General features: G+C 42.2%; 14 protein-coding genes and 1 tRNA gene. 13 read left to right on the forward strand and 2 right to left on the reverse strand.

What is annotated here, in order from left to right; translation table 11 throughout:
• Positions 1 to 12 precede the first annotated feature (12 nt).
• From WBS51_RS07400 to WBS51_RS07420, 5 genes are read left to right on the forward strand one after another with little or no spacing between them, the layout of a single operon-like run.
• Complete coding sequence (locus WBS51_RS07400) at positions 13 to 1,281, forward strand: ABC transporter ATP-binding protein (protein WP_173747895.1); 1,269 nt, start codon at positions 13 to 15, stop codon at positions 1,279 to 1,281.
• A gap of 12 nt (positions 1,282 to 1,293) precedes the next feature.
• Positions 1,294 to 2,208 carry an SAM-dependent methyltransferase gene (locus WBS51_RS07405; protein WP_173747893.1) on the forward strand — a complete coding sequence of 305 codons (915 nt, stop codon included), beginning with the start codon at positions 1,294 to 1,296 and terminating at the stop codon, positions 2,206 to 2,208.
• A gap of 2 nt (positions 2,209 to 2,210) precedes the next feature.
• Positions 2,211 to 3,494, forward strand: a complete 1,284-nt coding sequence (locus WBS51_RS07410; protein ID WP_294459633.1) for a hypothetical protein — start codon at positions 2,211 to 2,213, stop codon at positions 3,492 to 3,494.
• Positions 3,495 to 3,500: 6 nt separating this feature from the next.
• Positions 3,501 to 5,987, forward strand: coding sequence for a glycosyltransferase family 2 protein (locus WBS51_RS07415; protein ID WP_294459631.1), 2,487 nt, complete (start codon positions 3,501 to 3,503; stop codon positions 5,985 to 5,987).
• Positions 5,988 to 6,012: 25 nt separating this feature from the next.
• Entirely contained in the window at positions 6,013 to 8,412 is a 2,400-nt protein-coding gene (locus tag WBS51_RS07420) for a glycosyltransferase family 2 protein (protein ID WP_291681475.1), read from the forward strand.
• An 85-nt stretch (positions 8,413 to 8,497) separates the two neighbouring features.
• On the opposite strand, the gene WBS51_RS07425 is transcribed toward WBS51_RS07420, so the two are convergent.
• Positions 8,498 to 9,766, reverse strand: coding sequence for a D-alanyl-D-alanine carboxypeptidase family protein (locus tag WBS51_RS07425; RefSeq protein WP_294459628.1), 1,269 nt, complete (start codon positions 9,764 to 9,766; stop codon positions 8,498 to 8,500).
• A 142-nt stretch (positions 9,767 to 9,908) separates the two neighbouring features.
• Here WBS51_RS07425 and WBS51_RS07430 point away from each other — a divergent pair, with 142 nt between their 5' ends.
• The 8 genes from WBS51_RS07430 to clpX all read left to right on the forward strand — a co-directional run bounded on the left by WBS51_RS07430 (position 9,909) and on the right by clpX (position 21,468).
• Positions 9,909 to 11,738 (forward strand): glycosyltransferase family 2 protein, encoded by a 1,830-nt coding sequence (locus WBS51_RS07430; protein ID WP_173747883.1) that lies wholly within the window; start codon positions 9,909 to 9,911, stop codon positions 11,736 to 11,738.
• Between the two features lie 13 nt (positions 11,739 to 11,751).
• Positions 11,752 to 12,708, forward strand: a complete 957-nt coding sequence (locus tag WBS51_RS07435) for a glycosyltransferase family 2 protein (protein WP_173747881.1) — start codon at positions 11,752 to 11,754, stop codon at positions 12,706 to 12,708.
• A 36-nt stretch (positions 12,709 to 12,744) separates the two neighbouring features.
• On the forward strand, positions 12,745 to 14,100 hold the full coding sequence (locus WBS51_RS07440; protein ID WP_294459625.1) for a glucosyltransferase domain-containing protein: 1,356 nt from the start codon (positions 12,745 to 12,747) through the stop codon (positions 14,098 to 14,100).
• A gap of 212 nt (positions 14,101 to 14,312) precedes the next feature.
• On the forward strand, positions 14,313 to 15,710 hold the full coding sequence (locus tag WBS51_RS07445; protein WP_173747877.1) for an undecaprenyl-phosphate glucose phosphotransferase: 1,398 nt from the start codon (positions 14,313 to 14,315) through the stop codon (positions 15,708 to 15,710).
• 31 nt (positions 15,711 to 15,741) lie between these two features.
• On the forward strand, positions 15,742 to 17,001 hold the full coding sequence (locus WBS51_RS07450; protein ID WP_342694060.1) for an LCP family protein: 1,260 nt from the start codon (positions 15,742 to 15,744) through the stop codon (positions 16,999 to 17,001).
• Positions 17,002 to 17,087: 86 nt separating this feature from the next.
• Positions 17,088 to 18,002, forward strand: a complete 915-nt coding sequence (locus tag WBS51_RS07455; RefSeq protein ID WP_173747873.1) for a glycosyltransferase family 2 protein — start codon at positions 17,088 to 17,090, stop codon at positions 18,000 to 18,002.
• A 120-nt stretch (positions 18,003 to 18,122) separates the two neighbouring features.
• Positions 18,123 to 19,859, forward strand: coding sequence for a S1C family serine protease (locus WBS51_RS07460; RefSeq protein WP_294459619.1), 1,737 nt, complete (start codon positions 18,123 to 18,125; stop codon positions 19,857 to 19,859).
• Between the two features lie 181 nt (positions 19,860 to 20,040).
• Complete coding sequence (clpX, locus tag WBS51_RS07465; RefSeq protein WP_173747869.1) at positions 20,041 to 21,468, forward strand: ATP-dependent Clp protease ATP-binding subunit ClpX; 1,428 nt, start codon at positions 20,041 to 20,043, stop codon at positions 21,466 to 21,468.
• Positions 21,469 to 21,573: 105 nt separating this feature from the next.
• On the opposite strand, the gene WBS51_RS07470 is transcribed toward clpX, so the two are convergent.
• Positions 21,574 to 21,657, reverse strand: a tRNA-Leu gene (locus WBS51_RS07470).
• Positions 21,658 to 21,827 lie beyond the last annotated feature (170 nt).

The raw sequence follows: 21,827 nt of genomic DNA on the forward strand, positions 1-21,827 counted from the left end.
GGAGAAAATGGAATGTCAGAAATAGCAATTTCGATTAATCATCTAAGTAAAGTATATAAATTATACGATAAGCCTGTGGACAGACTGAAAGAGTCTCTGGGGCTCACAAAACAAAAAAAATATAGAGAACACTATGCCTTAAGAGATGTGTCTTTTCAGGTGAAAAGAGGAGAAACAGTAGGTATAATAGGAACTAATGGCTCTGGAAAATCTACGATTTTAAAGATTATTACAGGCGTCTTAAATCCCACTCAGGGAGAGGTGCAGGTAAATGGAAGAATTTCCGCGCTTTTGGAATTGGGTGCAGGTTTTAATATGGAATATTCCGGTTTGGAAAATGTATATTTGAATGGAACTATGATTGGCTTTACCAGGGAAGAGATTGACAAAAAGCTGGATGACATACTGGCTTTTGCTGATATCGGAGATTTCATACATCAGCCGGTGAAAACCTATTCCAGTGGTATGTTTGTGCGCCTGGCTTTTGCTGTAGCCATTAATATTGAGCCGGAAATACTGATAGTAGATGAGGCGTTGTCTGTGGGGGATGTATTCTTTCAGGCAAAATGTTATAAAAAATTTGAAGATTTTAAGAAGATGGGAAAAACCATTCTTTTTGTCAGTCATGATTTGGGAAGTATCAGTAAATACTGTGATCGGGTTGTTTTGCTGGATAAAGGTGTGAAACGTCAGGAAGGTAATCCAAAAGAAATAGTAAATTTGTATAAAAAGGTTTTAGTAGGGCTTGATGACAGTGAGGAAGAGAAACCGGAAAAAGACCGGAAGAAGGCTGTGAAAAGAAAGGAGCCAGGTTGGAACCGTACCTTTGAAACGAATCCCAACGTATTAGAATACGGAAATGGAAAGGCAAGTATTACAGATTTCATTTTGGCAGACGAAACGGGAACGGTAAGTAATACCATTGAAAAGGGAAGTAATTTTGAAATCAAAATGAAAGTGCGCTTTCATGAAACGGTACAGGAACCTATTTTTGCATACAGTATAAAGAACTTACAGGGAACAGAAATTACAGGAACGAACACACTTTTTGAAAAATCGGATATCAGTTCCAAAAAAGAGGGACAGGTTTGTGAAATTACTTTTTCTCAGGAAATGAATCTGCAGGGCGGCGAATATCTGTTATCTCTGGGGTGTACCGGATATGTGAATGGAGAGTTCGAAGTGTTTCATCGTTTGTATGATGTCTGCGGCATTACTGTAGTTTCAACAAAAAACACCGTGGGATTTTATGATATGAATTCCAGGGTATCTGTAAAGTAAAGGAGAGTAAAGGTGGAGAAAATAGGGAAGGTAGAATTAGATGATACCTGCTATCCTGGCAGGGATTTATACAGCGATGGCGAAGTGGAAGACCAGCTTTTGGAAATCGCCAGAAACTATGGGGAGGAAGACTATAACCGTATTATTGCTGAGACTTCCAGCTGGCCGGTGATGTACCATTTTTCTAATATCCGGCAGAATATTGTAGAATGGCTGCCTATTGGAAAAGGAGATTGTGTTCTGGAAATCGGAGCTGGATGTGGAGCCATTACAGGAGCGCTGGCCCGTAAAGCAAAAAGTGTGCATTGTATTGAACTTTCTAAAAAAAGAAGTTACATTAATGCTTACAGAAATAAAGCTTGTGACAATGTGAAAATTCTCATGGGAAATTTTCAGGAGATAGAGAAAAAACTGACAGAGACATACGATTACATTACACTCATAGGTGTTTTTGAATATGCCGATGGTTATATCAGTGGAGATGAGCCTTATCAGGAAATGCTGGAAGTGATAAAAAAGCACCTTGTGCCTCACGGAAAAATAGTCATAGCCATAGAAAACAGATTGGGTATGAAATATTGGGCAGGTTGTACAGAAGACCATACAGGAAGATACTTTGAAGGGATAGAAGGATATACAGATACCAGAGGGGTCAGAACCTTTTCTAAAAAAGAATGGGAGCAGATGATTGCTGCAGCAGGGCTGAAAGCGGAATTTTACTATCCTTATCCGGATTATAAATTTCCTCTGGCCCTATATTCCGACCATTATCTGCCCGGTAAGGGAGAATTGAATCTGAATATTATGAATTTTGACAGGGAGAGACTGGAATTGTTTGATGAAGGGAAGGTCTATGACAGCCTGATAGATGAGGAATTGTTTCCATTGTTTGCAAATTCATTTTTAATTGTATTAGAGGGAGAATGATTATGGAAAGGATTCTGTATACAAAATATTCAAATGAACGTACTGCCCAATTTGCTATCCGTACGGATATAGTAGAAAAAGACGGTTCTCGGCAGGTGAGAAAAAAAGCATACTATGAGGCGGGAAAACCTCATATCCGGAAAATATATGAAGCTTATGAACAGTTAAGCTGCAGTTTTTCGTCTACCAGACTGTTGATAAACCAATGCAGATGGGAAGAAGATGGAATTTATTTGGAATATCTTAAAGGGCAGACTTTACAGGAAGAACTGGACAGATTATTAGAGAAAAGGAAAATAGAGAAGTTTCAAAAAATTTTGAGAGAATATATGGAACTGATATTGCAGACGGCTGAGAACCCCTTTTGTATGACGGAAGAGTTTCGAAAAGTTTTTGGAGACGTGAAACTCCGTGAGGGATTTTATTCTGCTCCGGTAACGGATATTGATATGGTGCTGAGTAATATCTTTATAGACGAGAAGGGCGAGTGGACACTGATTGATTATGAGTGGACTTTTCTTTTTCCGATACCGATTCAGTTTGTGCTCTATCGTATTTTACATTATTATGAGTGCAGCAATGCCTTCCGCAGTCAGATTGGAGCCTGGGATTTATACGCTGCGGCAGGAATTTCTCCTGAAGACAGAGAAGTCTTTCTGGAAATGGAGAAACATTTTCAGGCATATGTTATAGGAAATTATGTACCACTGAGAAAACTTTATCCCAAGATTTCGCCAGGGAAGACAGGTCTGCATACGGTTTTAAAAAGAACAGGAAGTCCGGAAAGAGTTCAGATATTTCTTTCTCAGGATGGAATTTTAAGAGAAGAAGAATCGGAATCTTATGCTATGCCGGACGGGAAAGTAAAGCTTCGTATCGAAATAGGAAGCAGAATCAGACGGATTCGTCTGGATCCCGGAGAACAGGCAGGAAGAGTAAGATTGAAACGTCTGGAATGGGAAAATGGAGAGAAATGCCAAGTCAGAACCAATGGGATTGTACAGTCAGACCAGACTTTTCTTTTTCTGGAAGAAGACCCTCAAATTTATATTGAGAGTATTCCGGCAAATCCGGGATTTTTATGCCTGGAAATCAGTAAAGACAGTGGGCAGGACGGATATGTACAGCAGATTTTGAAGGAAAAAGCGGAAATGAACCGACAGAAAGAAGAAGTGGAAGCTCTGAAAAAGCAGCTTGCAGAAAAGGAGAAATTGATTGCCGCTATGGAGAATACAAAAGTCTGGAAAACGTATACGAAATATAAAAAGGTGATAAAAGGGGAATAGACAGATATGGGTACTATGCGCTGGTGTATCGACAAGGCGGATTTGAATCACTCAGGAAAAGACAGATTTGAAATCAAGGGATGGATTTGGAGCAAGAAAAGTAAAAAGCCGGAAGTTCAGGTGTATGGAAACAAAAATCAGGAGATACCTTATAAAATTACATGGGTGAAGAGACCGGATGTTCAGAAATATCTTAAATTAAAAGAGGATGAGACAGAACTTGGTTTCAGTATTTCTATAAACGGTGTATCAGGGCTTTGGGATTCCTGCACACAACTGGAAGTGTTTTTTTCAGATTCAGTAGAACGAGTACAAGTGTATAAAAAAGAATTTTCGGAAATTAAGCAAAATTATATAAAAAGTCTGATTAAATACAGCATTGATGGTGTTTCTTTTGCAGAGGATATGGTATTGGTCAGGGGATGGGCTCTTTATAAAAACGGTATTTGTCCGATTTATGTCCGAGATAGAGAAGGGCAGGAAATGGAATGCGTCCTGGAACAGGAGATGCGGCCGGATGTAAATGCGATTTTTTCCGTATCTTCCGAGGTAAAGTGCGGGTTTTCTTTGAAATTTCACAAAAAATATTTGGAGAGAGGAAATATAACAGTCTTTTTCAAGGAGCCGGATTCTAAGGCCAATTATGTGCTGTCAGCCAGAAAACTGAACTTTGAGAACAGTCGGTTTGGAAAATATTATCAGCAGCTTGGTCCCAGAATGATGAAACGAAACCTACAGTTTATACGGACACATGGAATGGGAGAGTTTAAAAAGCAGCTTGATATAAACATGAATCCCTCAAATCAGGGATATGGTTACTGGGCAAAACTGCATAAGGTGAAGAAAGGGGAATTGCGGCGTGAGAGGCAGGAAAAGTTTCCTTTTGAACCTTTAATTAGTATTGTGATTCCTCTTTATAAAACACCTTTAAACTATCTGGAAGAACTGCTGCAGTCCGTGGTAGGACAGACGTATGAAAACTGGCAGCTTTGTCTTGCAGACGGAAGCCCGGATCATGCAGTGGAAGAATATGTGAAGCGAAAGTATAAAAAAGAATCTCGCATTACTTATGAGCGGCTGAAGAAGAACGGTGGAATTTCCGAGAACACCAATGAGGGATTAAAACTGGCAAAGGGCGAGTATATTATGCTCAGCGACCATGATGATGTATTGGAAGTCAATGCTTTGTATGAGATTGTTAAGGCGCTGAATAGTGAGAGCAAGCCTCAGATTGTCTATACAGATGAAGATAAGGTGACCATGGATGGAAAGGAATATTTTGACCCCCATTTCAAGCCTGATTTCAACTGGGATTTGCTGAGAAGCAATAATTATATTTGCCATATTTTTGTGGTAGATAAGAAAATTGTAGATGAAATCGGAGAATTTCGGAAAGAATACGACGGAGCCCAGGATTTTGATTTTATTCTGCGCTGCTGCGAAAAAGCAGACAGTATTTATCATATTCCTAAGGTCTTGTATCATTGGCGTTCTCATCCCAATTCTACAGCAGGAAATCCGGCCAGCAAGATGTATGCTTATGAGAATGGCAAAAGGGCTGTTCAGGCACATTACGAAAGAATCGGCCAGCCGGCTGAAGTTACCATGACACCTTTCTGGGGAAGATATCGTTCCAGACTGTTGGTGCAGGGAATGCCTATGGTTTCTATTGTTATACCAAATAAAGATCATATAGATGATTTGGACAGATGTCTGAAATCCATTTATGAGAAAAGTACTTACCAAAACTTTGAAGTAATCCTTGTGGAAAATAACAGTACGCAGCAGGAAACCTTTGATTACTATGCTCAGGCAGAGCAGACCAGAGAAAATCTGAGGGTGCTGTACTGGAAAGACCGGTTTAACTATGCAGCTATTAATAATTTTGGTGTGAAGCAGGCAAAGGGCGAGTATCTTTTGTTCTTAAATAATGATGTGGAAGTGATTACACCTGACTGGATAGAAGAAATGCTGGGATACTGCCAGCGAAAAGATGTGGGAATTGCAGGAGCAAAATTATATTACCCGAATGATACGGTACAGCACGCCGGAGTGGTTATTGGTATGGGAGCAGACCATGCTGCCGGTCATGTGTTTTACGGAGTGGAAAGGAAACGCTTTACTTATGGAGGAAGAGCTAATTCTACACAGGATATCAGCGCTGTGACTGCTGCCTGTATGATGGTAAAAAAATCTGTGCATGAAGAAATAGGGGGCTTTGACGAGAAGTTTGAAGTTGCTTTTAACGATGTCGATTACTGTCTGCGGGTAAGAGAACTGGGACTTCTGGTGGTGTTCCAGGCCTTTGCAGAATTGTATCATTACGAGTCACAGTCCAGAGGATTGGAAGATACAAAGGAAAAGAAAGTGAGATTCCAAAAAGAGGCAGAGCTGTTCAGAACCCGTTGGAAGGAGATTCTGGAAAAAGGAGACCCGTACTATAATCCCAATTTGACTTTAAGACACAGTGACTGTTCACTGAACTGGGATTAGGACAACAGGAGTAAAGGAGAACTGTATGAGTCGCGAGTTAATAGAAGCGGAGCGGGAACGTTTCAGCTTAAAAGAGGAGAATTGTTATCGAATTGAGGGAGCCTGGAAGACGGGATATGTGCCGAAAGTCTATGTGGATAAAGAGCAGGTGACAGATATTTCTTATGCTGAACGGGAAGGACAGATGGAACTTTCCATAAAGATACCGGAGCATGCACAGCTTTATAAAAAAGTATATGTGTATGGGGTAAAAGGAGAAGCCAGATATCTGTGGTTTTCTGAGCAAATGAAAAAAATCTTGAGAAAACAGAGGAAACCCCAATATTTCATTGATTATGCAGATGTGGATTTTGAACAGCACAGATGTATGGTAAGTGGCTGGGCTGTGTATTCCGAACCTCTTGAAATTTATGTGGAAAATGAAAAGGGAGAGCGTGCAGAGTTTTCTCTGGAACGCGTCAATCGTTCTGATGTACAGCAGCAGTACCAGGAATGGGATGTGGGAAAGGAAAGCGGCTTCTTTCTGGACATTCCTTTTCGGGAGGAAAAAGGATTCCGGGTAGTATTTTCGGCAGGAAAACAGAGGACAATCCGGTATGTTAGTCTGCAAAAGAGAAAGATTGCAGGGGAAAAGGCAGAGTATTACTGTCAGAAGGGAATCCATTATCTTAAGGTACATGGAGTAGCAGGCTTTGCAAAAAAACTGATGAAAAAGGCAGAGGAATATAAAAATCGTCCGTATCCATATACCAGATGGTATCCAAAGCATATGCCTTCGCAGGCAGAACTGGAAAAGCAAAGAGGGCAGTCTTTTGCCTATGACCCCCTTATCAGTATCGTAATTCCCCTGTATAATACTCCTCAGCAGTATCTAAAGGAACTGTTGGATTCTGTCCAGGCGCAGACTTATGGAAAGTTCCAGCTTTGTCTGGCGGATGGCAGTGACAACGGGGATGTAGAAGCGTATATTCGGGAACACTACGGCAATGAAAAGCGGTTTGTATACCATCGTCTGGAGGAAAATGATGGTATCTCCAGAAATACAAATGAAGCCATCAAAATCGCAGAGGGGGATTTCATTATGTTTTCTGACCATGATGATACCCTTGCACCCAATGCGCTTTATGAAATTGTGAAGGAACTCAATGACTATCCGGAAACAGATGTGGTTTATACGGATGAGGATAAAGTCACCATGGATGGAAAACGTTACTATGACCCGCATTTTAAACCGGATTTCAATCTGGATATGTTGCGGTGTAATAACTATATCTGCCATATTTTTGTAGTGAAACGGGAAATTGTAGACCAGGTAGGGCTGCTGCGGAAAGAATATGACGGCGCACAGGATTTTGACTTTGTACTCCGCTGCTGCGAAAAGGCACATCGAATCGGTCATGTGGCGAAAATTCTGTACCATTGGAGAAACCATCCGGCATCTACAGCAGGAAATCCGGAGAGTAAAATGTATGCTTACGAGGCAGGAAGAGCTGCTGTACAGGCGCATTATGACAGACTGGGAATCCGGGCAGAGGTAAGTATGACTGAGCAGTGGGGAAGATACAGGACAAAACTGTTTGTAGAAGGAACCCCTTTGGTGTCTGTTATCATTCCCAACAAAGACCACAAAGCAGATTTGGAAAGATGTATCCGTTCTCTGTATGAGAAGACCTCTTATGATAATTTTGAAATTCTCATTGTAGAAAACAACAGCACAGGAAAAGAAATTTTCCGTTACTACAAAGAATTAGAGGAGAATTATGACAATATTCGTGTTCTTCGCTGGGAAGGTGCTTTCAACTATTCGGCAATTAACAACTATGCTGCAAAGGAAGCAAAGGGAGAGTATCTGTTGCTTCTGAACAATGATATTGAAGTAAAGTCAGAAAAATGGATGGAAGAAATGCTCAGCTATTGTCAGAGAGAGGATGTAGGAATTGTAGGTGCAAAACTTTTGTATCCCAACGAAAAAATTCAGCATGCAGGTGTGATTATTGGGATGGGACCGTCCCACACAGCCGGGCATATTTTCTATAATTTTCCAGGTGACCAGTTTGTTTATGCAGGAAGAACCCAGACTACACAGGATTTAAGTGCAGTAACAGCCGCTTGTATGATGACGAAAAAATCGTTGTATGAGGAACTTGGCGGGATGGATGAAGACTTCCAGGTGGCCTTTAATGATATTGATTTTTGCCTGAGGATGCGGGAGATTGGAAAACTGGTGGTATTCCAGGCGTACGCGGAACTGTATCATCATGAATCTCTGACAAGAGGATATGAAAACAGACCGGAAAATAGAAAGCGTTTTAAAGATGAAACCAGACGGTTTAAAAGCAGGTGGAAGGAGATACTCAGAAAGGGAGACCCTTATTACAATCCTAATTTCAGCCTGGAGAGAAGTGATTGTGTGCTGAGTGAATAGGAAAAGAAATGCCACAGGATAGAAAACCTGCCGCAGTAGGCAGCGCCGGAATACCCGGACTGTCTGCAGCGGCAGGTTTCTCTTTTTAAGAAGTGATTTTTTTCCGTTTTTTTCTGTTCTTTTTTGCCTTCTTTTTTCTTACATACTGCACAAGTACAGATACAAGTCCTGCGCAAAGCCCTGCGAAGATAAGAAGCATGGCAGGAAATACCAGCGGTGATACCAACTGTTTTTTTACTGTGCCTACTTTAAACATAGACATATCAGAGGTTGTCCGTGTTTCTACCTGCAGAGGAAAGGCAGCAGTGAGTTTTAGGATTTCCCGTCCCTGATAGGAATAGGTTCTGGTTCTGGAAACCCCTTCGGTATCCTGGTCTGTCACTATCATGGAAGCAGTGCTTGCACCTTTTGGCAAAATGACATATCCATCAGGTTCTTCCGAATCCGGCGCTTTCAGCCAGTAGACCGGAAGTTTTTCAAAATTATCAAATCCGTAATCGAAAAGTTTGATTGTGTCTGTGAAGCGGTCGTTACCTTCCGAGCGCATGACTACGCAGACAAGCGTCATATCGTCTCTGGTGGCTGCAGTAATCAGAGTGTTTCTGGCCGCTTCTGTATGTCCGGTCTTTCCGGCAATGGCGCCTTCATATTTATAATCCCCCTCTGTGAGAAGGGCGTTGTGGTTTTCCAGATTCCGGGGAGTAGAGGTCTTATTGGTTGCCGGAATGGTGTATTTGTCTGCACCGGCGATTTTGCAGAAATTCTCATTTTTCACAGCCTCGGCAAGAATCAGAGCCAAGTCGTAGGCGGTTGTGTAATGATTGGGGTCAGGCAGACCATTGGCGTTGACAAAATGGGTATTTTTGCAGCCCAATTCTGCAGCACGGGCATTCATCATATCGGTGAATGCACTGACGGAACCGGCTACCTCCACGGCCATCTGGGTGCAGACTTCATTGGCAGAGGCCAGCATAATGGCATACAGACACTGCTCCACCGTCAGTTCTTCGCCTACCTGGGCATTAATCGTAGAGTTTCCCGGTGCCAAATCCGGCAGAATCACATCGGTAAAAGTAACCTTTTGGTTTAAATCATCTATGTTTTCTAAAATCAAAAGAGCAGTCATGGCTTTGGTGGTGCTGGCCGGGTAACGAATCTCATTCATGTCCTTGTCAAAGAGCACCTGTCCCGTAGACACTTCCATCAAAACGCCTGATTCGTCTGCAATTTCCGGAGCGGAAGGCCAGGCGGCAACAGAGCTTGTTTCTGCAAAAACGGGGACAGCAGAAGTCATGGCTAATAAAAGTGCCAGCAGAGGGCACAATAACTTTTGAATCCTATGTTTTTTCTTCAAATGTATTCCTCCTTTACGCAAATTAACTTCAGTATACCATATTCATGGTTTTCTTTAAACAGAAAATGTGTTAGAATAAGGCAGGAATTAGAAACAAACAGTGAAAAATACACTGGAATCCAGGTAAAGGCAGGTAAATTTTATGCCGAAGGGAAAGATAGAATGGGGAAAGCTGATGGGCAAAATGTCCCCTTATATGATACAGAAAGGGCTGAGGTATTTAAAGCACTACGGAGTAAAAGAATTCTGGGTGCGTCTTCATGAGCGGTTTGAGCCGGAAGAAGTGCCTTATGGCCCCTGGTATGAGCAGTACATACCAACCAGAGAAGAACTGGAAAAGCAAAGAAAGAAAAAATGGAACTATGGTCCGAAAATCAGTATTATAGTTCCTGCATATAAAACGCCGGAGGCTTTTCTGCGCCAGCTGATGGACAGCCTTCTGGCACAGACATACGCGAACTGGGAACTTTGTATTGCCAACGCCAGTCCGGAGGACGCTTCCATGGAATATGTGCTGAAGGAATATGCAAAAAAGGACAGCCGGATTCTATGGAAGAAGCTGGAGGAGAACAAAGGCATTGCAGAGAATACCAATGAGGCATTTGCTATGGCCACAGGAGAGTTTGCGGGACTTTTGGACCATGATGATTTGTTGGCGCCCAATGCCCTGTATGAGGTTGCAAAAGCGCTGGAAACAGAGCCGGATATTGATGTACTTTACACAGACGAGGATAAAGTCAGAGGCGACGAGGTGCTGGAACATTTTCAGCCCCATCTGAAACCGGACTTTAATATAGACTTACTGCGTTCCAACAATTACATCTGTCACTTTTTTGTAGTGCGGAAATCATTGCTTGAAAAAACAGGAGGATTCCGCAGAGAATACGACGGCGCCCAGGATTACGATTTTATTTTCCGCTGTACACAGGCAGCAGGAAAGATACACCACATTCCTGAAATTCTGTATCACTGGAGAACGCACCAGTCCTCTACTGCGGACAATCCGGAAAGCAAACTCTATGCTTTTGAAGCGGGAAAGAGGGCCATCGAAGAAAATCTGCGGCAGAACGGGCTGATTGGAGAAGTGAGCCATACAAAGGACTATGGATTTTACAGAGTAAAATATCCGGTACAGGGAGAACCCCTGGTATCCATTATCATTCCAAATAAAGATGCAAAAGAAGATTTGGAAAAATGTATTCAGTCTATACTGGAAAAATCTTCCTATACTAATTATGAAATTCTGATTGTGGAGAATAACAGTACAGGGGAAGAAATCTTTTCATATTACAAAGAACTTTCTGAAAATTCCAGAATTCGTCTGCTGCGGTGGAAGAGGGAATTTAATTATTCTGCTATTAACAATTATGGGGCAAAGAAGGCCAAAGGGGATTATCTGCTGTTTCTGAACAATGATACGGAAGTGATAAGTCCCGACTGGATAGAGGAAATGCTGGGCTTTTGCCAGCGGCCGGATACGGGAATTGTAGGAGCCAGACTGTACTTTGGAAATAATACCGTTCAGCATGCCGGAACGGTTATTGGAATCGGCGGTATTGCAGGTCATATGTTTACAGACATGCCCAGAGAACGATCCGGCTACATGCACAAAGCGGCAATTATACAGGATTTAAGCGCCGTGACAGCTGCCTGCATGATGGTGAAGCGGCAGGTGTTTGATGAGGTGCAAGGCTTTGAAGAACAGCTTTCTGTGGCATTTAATGACGTGGATTTCTGTCTGCGCGTACGGGAAAAACAGTATTTAGTGGTATATGACCCGTATGTGGAACTATATCATTATGAATCGAAAAGCAGAGGTGCAGAGGACAGCAAAGAAAAAGTCCGCAGATTTCAGTCGGAAATCGAATTTATGCGCTGCCGGTGGGAAACTCTTCTGAAAAAGGGAGACCCTTATTACAATAAGAATCTGTCCTTGGTGAAATGGAATTATTCCCTGAAGCCAAAGGACTGAAAGGTTTAAAAACATGTATGAAGTTTCAGTAATCATTCCGAATTTTAACGGAAAAAAATACCTGAAGGACTGCCTGGATTCCATGAGAAAGCAGGACTGCGAAAATTTTGAAGTGATTCTGGTGGACAATGGTTCCGAGGACGGAAGTACGGATTATGTGCGGGAAGTCTACCCGGAAGTGCAGGTCATAGCCCTGAAGGAGAATACGGGATTTTGCACAGCGGTCAATACAGGCATTAAGGTCAGCACAGGCAGCTATGTGATTCTGTTAAATAATGACACCATTGCAGAGCCGTCTTTTGTGAGCAGCCTTTTAAAGAGTATGAAGAGACATCAGCGGGCTTTTTCCTGTCAGGCGAAAATGATTCAGATGCAGGACCATGGAAAAATGGACGATGCGGGCAATTACTACTGCGCTTTCGGCTGGGCCTTTGCGGACGGAAAGGGGAGAAATCAGGAGAATTACAATACGGAAAAGAAAATATTTTCTGCCTGCGCAGGTGCGGCTATTTATCGAAAAAAAGTGCTGGATAGAATTGGACTTTTTGACCACGAGCATTTCGCGTACCTGGAAGATTTGGACATCGGTTATCGCGCCAGACTTCATGGATATGAAAACTGGTATTGCCCGGAAGCTTTGGTTTATCATGTGGGAAGCGGCACCAGCGGTTCCAGATACAACCTTTTCAAGGTGCGCTACTCCTCCAGAAATAATATTTATATGATTTATAAAAATATGCCCCTATGGCAGATTGTGTGGAATTTCCCTTTGTTGTTGCTGGGATTTGGCTGTAAGGCACTGTTTTTCGCAAAAAAAGGTTTTGGAAAAGAGTATCTGGCGGGAATGAAAAATGGGTTTACCATTTCCCGGCAGAACCGGACGAGAAAAGTAAAAGATATTGCTTTTGGAACATACCTGCGGATTCAGTGGGAATTATATTGTAATATCATAAGATTTTTGCGAAAATAGAGAATTTTGACGGGGAGGAAAGGAGAACAGTCACACATGTTGAAGCGATATATACAGGAAAATAGAAAATCCATTTTCATAACAGTAGTGTTTACTGTGGCCTTGTATGCGGTTATGCTGCTTGGAAACCGGATATCTATTGATACAGAAGTGATGATAAACAACCCGGAAGGACAGTTAAATGCCTGGTATGGGATTAACCGTTTTGGACTGGGGCTGTTTAAACATGTTTTCCATTTGATTCCCATATCCATTCCATTTACCAATGTTATGACGGTTTTGTTTTTTATCTTTGCTGCAATTTCCTGGAATTACAGTTTGGTAACACTGCAGAAGGTGCAGAATACCAAGGCTGTTTTTGTGTTTTTGCTTATTTTTGTCAGCAGTCCTATTTTTGCTGAACAGTTTCATTTTACTCTGCAGAGTATGGAAATTGCTTTTGCACTTGGCGCAGAGGCCATTGCGGTTATTCTGGTATCCCGCTGGGTGGAGAAAAAGGGCATTTATCATGCCATAGCTGCAGTTCTTTTACTGGCCTTTTGTTTTTCCTGCTATCAGGCCTTTGTTTTTCTGTATGTGTTTGCCTGCCTTCTGTTGTACCTTATCCGTCAGGAGGAGAAAGAAACTTCGGGAAAAGAACAGGTGGAGGAAATTTTCAAATACATTTTGGTGCTTCTGGCAGCTTTTGTGCTGTATGAAGCGGCGGCAACGGCGATTAAGGCAAGTATGGGTCTGGAATCCGGAAAATATCTGACGAATCAGATTCTCTGGGGACAGGAACCGGTGCTGTATACTTTGTGCAGAGTCATAGCTTACACAGGATTTATAATGACGGGTTTTATGTCCTCGTTTCATCCGTTTTTGCCAGTGTTGTATCTTTTCTTTGCTGTTGTACTGTATAAAAAGTGGCAAAAAAAGGGAGGACAGAGTTTTCTTAAATTGGCCAGTCTTGCGGGGTTAATGATAGTGCCATTTATTCTCCCGGCAGTTATGGGAAATACGGTTCCTATAAGGGCACAGTTCTGTATTCCCATTCTGTTATCCTGGCTGGGATATTTTTTTGTAAAAAGCAATGAGAAAGGGAAAATTTTTCGATACGCAAGAATCTGCGTAATTCTTATGCTGGTGTTGCAGACTATCGCTGTCCCGGCGCTGGAACTCAGTGCATGGAGGTGCTATGAAAAGGACAAGGCCTTTGCAAAAGAAGTAGAGGCGGCGGCAGGAGATATTCAGCCAGAGGAAAAGCTGGTTTTTGTGGGAAAATATACGCCGAATCACATGATAAAAGGTCAGACCATGGGTCATTCTTTCTTTGAATGGGATGCGGATACAGCATTTGGCAGTAATTACAGAATTCATGGATTTATGGAAACTCTGGGGATAAAATATTAGCTGCCCACGCAGCAGGAATATGAGCAAGCCAGACAATATGCGGAAAAATTACCTTCCTGGAAGGAGAAGAAAGCGGTATATACCGAAAACGGACTGCGTATCATTAAGCTGTCTGATTGAGAAGAGAAGAATAGGAATTGCGTTTTTTAAAAAATTGTGATATATTATTAAGAACTTGTTAACTAATCTTAGCTATAGAGGGTGATAAAACCTTGATAAAAGAAAACCAGAAGCATTTTAACCGCCTGCAGGTGCTGATAGATGCTTTTGTGCTGTTATTTTCCTATGTGGCAGCATGGGTAATTAAGTTTCAGATAATCAGCAGTGACGACGGAGCGCTGTCCCTTCGCACATATATGATTGCTTTGCCCATTACCGTGTTGGTGTATTTGGGCTTATACTATTTGTTCAGTCTGTATACTCCCAAGCGGGTACAGGGCAGACGGCTGGAACTGTGGAATATTGTAAAAGCGAATACAGTGGGAATTGCTTTGTTTCTGGGGGTATTGTACCTCATTAAAATGATGCATTTCTCCCGTGAAATGCTTTTTATTTTTTATGTGATTAATATTTGCCTGGAGGCTATAGCCAGAAATCTTATCCGTTATTTTCTCCGCAGTATGCGGCGGAAGGGATACAATCTGAAGCATATTGTGCTGGTAGGATACAGCAGGGCGGCAGAAGAGTATATTGACCGGATTCTGGAAAATCCCCAGTGGGGATATAAGATAAGAGGAATTCTGGATGACCATATAGAAGCGGGAACTGAGTATAAAGGTATTAAGGTTTTGGGAAAGATAGACAACCTGATGATTATTCTTCCGGAAAACCGGTTAGATGAAATTGCCATTACTCTGGGGCTGAATGAGTATGCCAGACTGGAAGAAATTGTGAATCTATGTGAGAAATCCGGTGTACACACCAAGTTTATTCCGGATTATAACCAGATTATTCCCACAAAACCTTATACGGAGGACATTCTCGGTTTGCCGGTTATCAATATCCGACATGTACCCCTGACCAATACTTTTTATGCGGCTATGAAGCGGGTCATGGATATTGCAGGAGCGATTTGCGCCATTATTTTGTTTTCTCCCATTATGATGTTTTCTGTGATTATGATTAAACTCACATCACCGGGTCCTCTGATTTTCAAGCAGGAGAGAGTGGGACTGCACAATCATACGTTTATGATGTACAAATTCCGTTCCATGGATGTGCAGCCTCCGGAAAAAGAAAAAACAAAATGGACCGTAAAGGACGATCCCCGTGTGACGAATTTCGGAAAATTCATGCGGAAAACCAGTATTGATGAACTGCCGCAGCTTTTTAATGTGCTGAAGGGAGAGATGAGTCTGGTAGGGCCGAGACCGGAACGACCGTTTTTTGTGGAGAAATTCAAAGAGGAGATTCCAAGGTATATGATTAAGCATCAGGTACGTCCGGGATTGACCGGATGGGCGCAGGTCAATGGATACCGGGGAAATACTTCCATCAGAAAAAGAATCGAGTATGATTTGTATTATATAGAAAACTGGACATTGGGGCTGGATGTAAAGATACTGTTTTTGACCATATTTAAAGGCTTTATTAACAAGAATGCTTACTAGCGAAGATAAAAGGGGAACAAAAATGTCTAAAATGAAAAAAAAGAACAGACACATAGGACGCAAGATTCTGTTTGGAGTGGAAATACTGGTACTGGTACTGCTGGTCGGTGCTTTGTTTGTGTATGCACAGATTAATAAGAAAATGGATAAACTCAACCTGAACGACGAAGACGGAGAAGACATTCAGGTGCAGATGAACGAAAACATAGCAGGGAATGAGGTTCTTGAAAATTATACCAATATTGCACTTTTTGGTATTGACAAAAGGGATACAGACGGCGGATACGGAAACAGCGATACGGAAATGATTGCCAGTATCAACAATAAAACCAAGGAGGTTCGTCTGGTGTCTTTGTACCGTGACACTTACCTTCGGGTAGACGAAGATTCAGAAGGCAATGGAATTTATAATAAATGCAATGCAGCCTTTAATATCGGCGGACCGGAGAAAGCGATTTCCATGATGAATACCAATCTGGACCTGGATATTGAGAACTATGTGGCAGTGGACTTTAAAGCCATGGCAACAGTGGTTGACTGTCTGGGCGGTCTGGATATTCCTTTAAGTTATGAAGAAATCATCCACACCAACAATCACTGTGTGGAAACCTCAGAGCAGACGGGTATGGACTACGAGCCGATTCCGTTACCGGAAGAAATACCGGAAAATCAGGCGGAAATCTACGGCACATATCATTTGAATGGTGTACAGGTAACTGCTTACTGCCGTATTCGTCAGACAGCGTCTATGGATATGGGCCGTACGGAAAGGCAGAGAAAAGTGTTATCCATGATGACGGAGAAAGTAAAGAAGTCCAGCCTGACTACACTTACGAAAATTTTGGATGAAGTCTTCCCTTTGATCCAGACAAACTTTTCCAAATCTGAACTGATAAAGCTGGGAACGAGTCTTCTGGCTTATAAATTTGAAGAAACCACAGGATTTCCGGTAAGCTATGTTATGGGAGCAGAGGTGACGAAGCCGGTAACCGGGCTGGATTGTCTGCTTCCCACTACCCTGGAGGTCAATGTAAGATATCTGCACGACTTCCTGTTTGCATCAGAATCCTACGAACCTTCTGATACAATTAAGATAAGAAGTGAGTTTGTGGCAGAGAAGACAGGATTTGGAAATGCTTCGGTGACAAAGGAATGGCAGTATCTTATAAAAGAAGATACGGATTCTTCCGGGCAGGCAGACAGTGGAGAGGGCGATACAAATAACTCCCAGACTTATTCCGAAGATGACGGATACAGCGATGACGGCAGTTACGATGTAGGCGATGAATAATATTTGGAAGAAAGGGCTGTTGCATTAAGAGAATAGGACTTAATGCGGCGGCCTTTGCTGTTCTATGAGAAAGGAGATTCAGAAAAATGACAGTAACGGTGATTGTGCCAACCTATAAGCCGGACGGAAAATTTTTTCAGCTGATGAACATGCTGAAAAGACAAACCTGCAAGGCAGATCATATTCTCATTATGAATACGGAGGAGAGGTACTGGAAAAACAGTTTTATGGAAGGTCTGGACAACTGGGAGGTACATCATCTTTCCCGTGCAGCGTTTGACCACGGAAAAACGAGAGGAGAAGGCGCAAAGCTTGCAGATACTGAAATTTTGGTTTACTTTACCCAGGATGCAGTGCCTGCTGATGAAAAACTGCTGGAAAATCTATTGAAGCCCTTTCACAATCCACAGGTAGGAGCTGCTTATGCCAGGCAGCTTCCCGCAGAAGACTGTAAAATCATTGAGCGGTACACCAGAAGCTTTAACTATCCGGATACAAGCCGGATAAAGACCAAAAAAGATATTCCGGAACTGGGGATCAAGACCTATTTCTGCTCCAATGTGTGTGCGGCTTACCGCAGAGGTGTCTACGAAGAAATGGGAGGATTTGTTACCAGAACGATTTTTAACGAAGATATGATTATGGCAGCGCAGATGATACAGGCAGGCTACGGGGTGGCTTATGCTGCAGAAGCCAGAGTTGTGCACTCTCATAACTATGGGTATATGCAGCAGCTTCGGCGTAACTTTGATTTGGCAGTGTCCCAGGAGGACCATCCGGAAATTTTCGCCGCCATATCTTCAGAAAGCGAGGGGATTCGTCTGGTAAAGAGTACAGCAGCTTATCTTATAAAACAGGGAAAACCATGGCTGATACCGGATTTGCTGCTCAGCAGCGGATTTAAGTATCTGGGATACAAAGCAGGAAGAAACTACAAACATCTGCCGCTGTCCTGGGTACATCGGCTGACCATGAATCCGGCTTACTGGGAAAATAGATAAAAACAGTGGTTTTTCACGGTTTCTTTTCTTTTTTATCACAATTTGAACACAATTGGTTGGTAGACTTAGTCTTGTAAAAAGGAAAAAGAAAAGTGAAACACAGGAAAGGGAGTTGTAATTATGAGTGAAGAATACAATACTAATATAAATACTCAGGGAAGTGACCCTGAAAAAGAACAGGAGACAACAGCTGTGCAGGAAGAAAAAAAGGAAAATTCCACAGAAGCCGGCATGGAGCCGGGAAAAGCACCTACAGCAGAAAATCCCTACTATGCATACTCCTATAAAAGAGATGCAGAAAACAAAGAAGAGAAAGAAAAAACGTCTGCAGAGAACAACAGCACACCGTATACCGATAAGAGTTATGGAACATCAGGAGACAGTCAGACAGAATCCGGCAACCCAGAAGATGAAAATACCCGGACAGACAGTACAGGTACACAGCATACGGGAACGCAGAAAGGGCCTTACAGTTCCTATCATTTCAGTCCTGTACCTCCAGCGCCAAAGAGTAAAAGACAGCAGAAAAAACCAATGGCAATGGGCAAAAAATTCGGTCTGTTGGTTGCGGCAGCAGCAGTTTTTGGAATTGTGGCAGGCAGCACTTTCCAGGCTGTAAACTATATTGGAGATAAAATGTTTCCGGGAGAAACTACAAAAATTGAAAATACGGCAACTACGCAGAGCAGTTCGGCCACTGCAAAAGGTGTCAGCACTTCACAGGGCGGCGAAAGCGTAGCAGAGGTGGCAAAAAATGTAATGCCATCTATTGTGTCCATTACTGGGGTCAGTGTACAGGAAATTCCAAATTACTTCGGATTCGGCACACAGCAGTATGAAGGTCAGAGCAGCGGTTCCGGCATTATCGTAGGACAGAATGATACAGAACTTCTGATTGCTACAAACAATCATGTGGTAAAAGACGCCAATAATCTAATCGTATGTTTTACAGACCAGGATGGTAATGCAGTGACAGCAAAAGATTTGGAAAATACCAGTGCAGAGAGTAACAGCCAGAGTAGTGACAGCAGCACAGAACTGGAAAATGGTACAGCCGTAGCGGCACAGATTAAAGGTACGGATTCAGACAATGACCTTGCTGTTATTTCCGTGAAACTTTCCGATATCCCGGAAGACGTATTAAGCCAGATTAAAGTGGCAACTTTAGGGGATTCCGATTCTCTGACGGTAGGAGAACAGGTAGTAGCTATTGGTAATGCTTTAGGATACGGTCAGTCTGTAACCAGTGGTTATGTAAGCGCACTGAATAAAAAGGTAAGCTCTGAAAATGCCAATAGTACTTTTATTCAGACAGACGCAGCTATTAATCCTGGTAACAGCGGCGGCGCTCTGCTGAATATGAAAGGCGAACTCATTGGTATCAATTCAGCCAAGATTGCGTCTGATGAAGTAGAAGGTATGGGATTTGCCATTCCAATTTCTAAGGCAGAACCGATTCTGGATAACCTGATGAGCAAAAAGACAAGAGAAAAAGTAGAAGATGAAAACAAGGCAGCTTATCTGGGAATTACATGTAAAAACGTAACTTCAGAGGCTTCTGAAATGTACAACATGCCGGTTGGTGTTTTTGTAGACAGCGTTGTAGAAAATGGCCCTGCTGAAGAGGCGGGATTAAAAGCTGGTGACATTATCCGTAAAATTGACGGAACAAGTGTGGAAACGTACGACAATCTGGTAAGCCAGTTAGAATATTACGAAGCTGGCGAAAAGATTGAATTTGAAATCTCCAGAGCAGACGGCGGAGAGTACAAAGACCAGACCATTACAGTGACACTGGGAGCAAAGAAGGACGCACAGGCCAGCACGGATAATAACGGTAGAACAGGCAATAATTGATAATATGTTTATAAAAATGTATGGCAGTTTCTCTTAAAAATGGAGGAACTGCCATATTTTGGGTTTCTTTTTTGAAACTCAAAACCGTTTATAAAAAGTTTACTTGTGAGCGTCTCTGATTTGTGATAAGATACCCACAAACGGATGATACAGCGGAAAAACAGAAAAGGCGGTAACAGATATGTCAGATGATAAAGAATATTTAGATACAACTACAGGTTCTGATACTCCAAAGGAAAAGGAGCAGAAGGACCAATTTGAAAAAGTATGTTTTATGTGCAGAAGACCGGAGAGCAAAGCTGGGAAAATGATTGACCTGCCGAACAATATCCATATCTGCACAGATTGTATGCAGAGAAGTTTCGATACCATGAACAATACCAATATCAATTATGAGGAACTGATGAAAAATATGCCCAACATCAGCATGATTGATTTGAATTCCCTGCAGAATCAGATTCCACAGAGACAAAAGGTAAAGAAAAAACAGGAGCAGCCAAAAGAAAAAACAGCACAAAAGGTCTTTGATATCAAGAGCATTCCGGCGCCTCACAGAATCAAAGCGAGTCTGGACGAATATGTCATCGGACAGGAATATGCCAAAAAAGTCATGTCTGTAGGCGTTTACAATCATTACAAACGTGTCTTTGCGGATATTACGGATGATGTGGAAATCGAAAAATCCAATATGCTGATGATTGGACCAACTGGAAGCGGTAAAACGTATATGGTAAAAACTCTGGCCAGACTTTTGGATGTGCCTCTGGCCATTACAGATGCTACTTCCCTTACGGAAGCAGGTTATATTGGCGATGATATTGAGAGTGTGGTCAGCAAACTTCTGGCTGCGGCAGACAATGATGTGGAGAGAGCAGAGCACGGTATTATTTTTATTGATGAGATTGATAAGATTGCCAAGAAGAAAAATACCAATCAGCGTGATGTCAGCGGAGAAGCGGTGCAGCAGGGAATGCTGAAACTCCTGGAGGGCAGCGAGGTAGAAGTTCCGGTGGGAGCCAACAGCAAAAATGCCATGGTGCCTTTGGCTACGGTAAATACGAAAAACATTCTCTTTATCTGCGGCGGTGCGTTTCCGGATTTGGAAGAAATCATCAAGGAACGTCTGAATAAGACGGCTTCCATTGGTTTTCAGGCGGATTTGAAGGATAAATACGACCATGACAATAAGATTCTTGAAAAGGTAACCGTAGACGATTTGAAAAAGTTTGGCATGATACCTGAATTTCTGGGCCGTATGCCGATTATCTTTACTTTAAGCGGCCTGGACAGAGATATGCTGGTGGAAATCCTTAAAGAGCCGAAAAATGCCATTTTAAAGCAGTATCAGAAGCTGCTGGCTCTGGATGAGGTGAAACTGGAGTTTGAAGACGGTGCGTTGGAAGCCATTGCAGATATGGCCATGGAGAAACATACAGGGGCCAGAGCGCTGCGGGCGATTCTGGAGGAATACATGCTGGATATTATGTATGAGATTCCCAAAGACGATAACATCGGGGAAGTGATTATTACAAAAGATTACATCACCCACACAGGCGGTCCGAAAATTTTGCTGAGAGGACAGGAGCCTGCTCAGATAGAAATGAAATAAAACAGAAAATAAAAAATATCTGCGGCGTAAATCTGATTTTTATGCCGCAGATATTTTTTTGTTAAGCCAAAGGCCTGTATTTTTTCGCCTGAAGACAAAAAAAGATGCAGGAGATGGGACTTGAACCCACACGATATTGCTACCACAGGCACCTGAAGCCTGCGCGTCTGCCAATTCCGCCACTCCTGCATTTCTTTATGTTGTTCTGTGCTCTCTCAAGCACAAGACATATAATACACGAATACTTCTGAAATGTCAACACTAAATTTAAAAAAAATTAAAAAAATTTTTCAAAGATATTTTCGGGGATTTTCAAACAAGAAAAGGTTGAAAATTATCAGGTGTTGTGATACACTTTT

Origin of the sequence: Blautia acetica (genome assembly GCF_038739805.1) — a bacterium.
Lineage (GTDB): Bacteria > Bacillota > Clostridia > Lachnospirales > Lachnospiraceae > Blautia.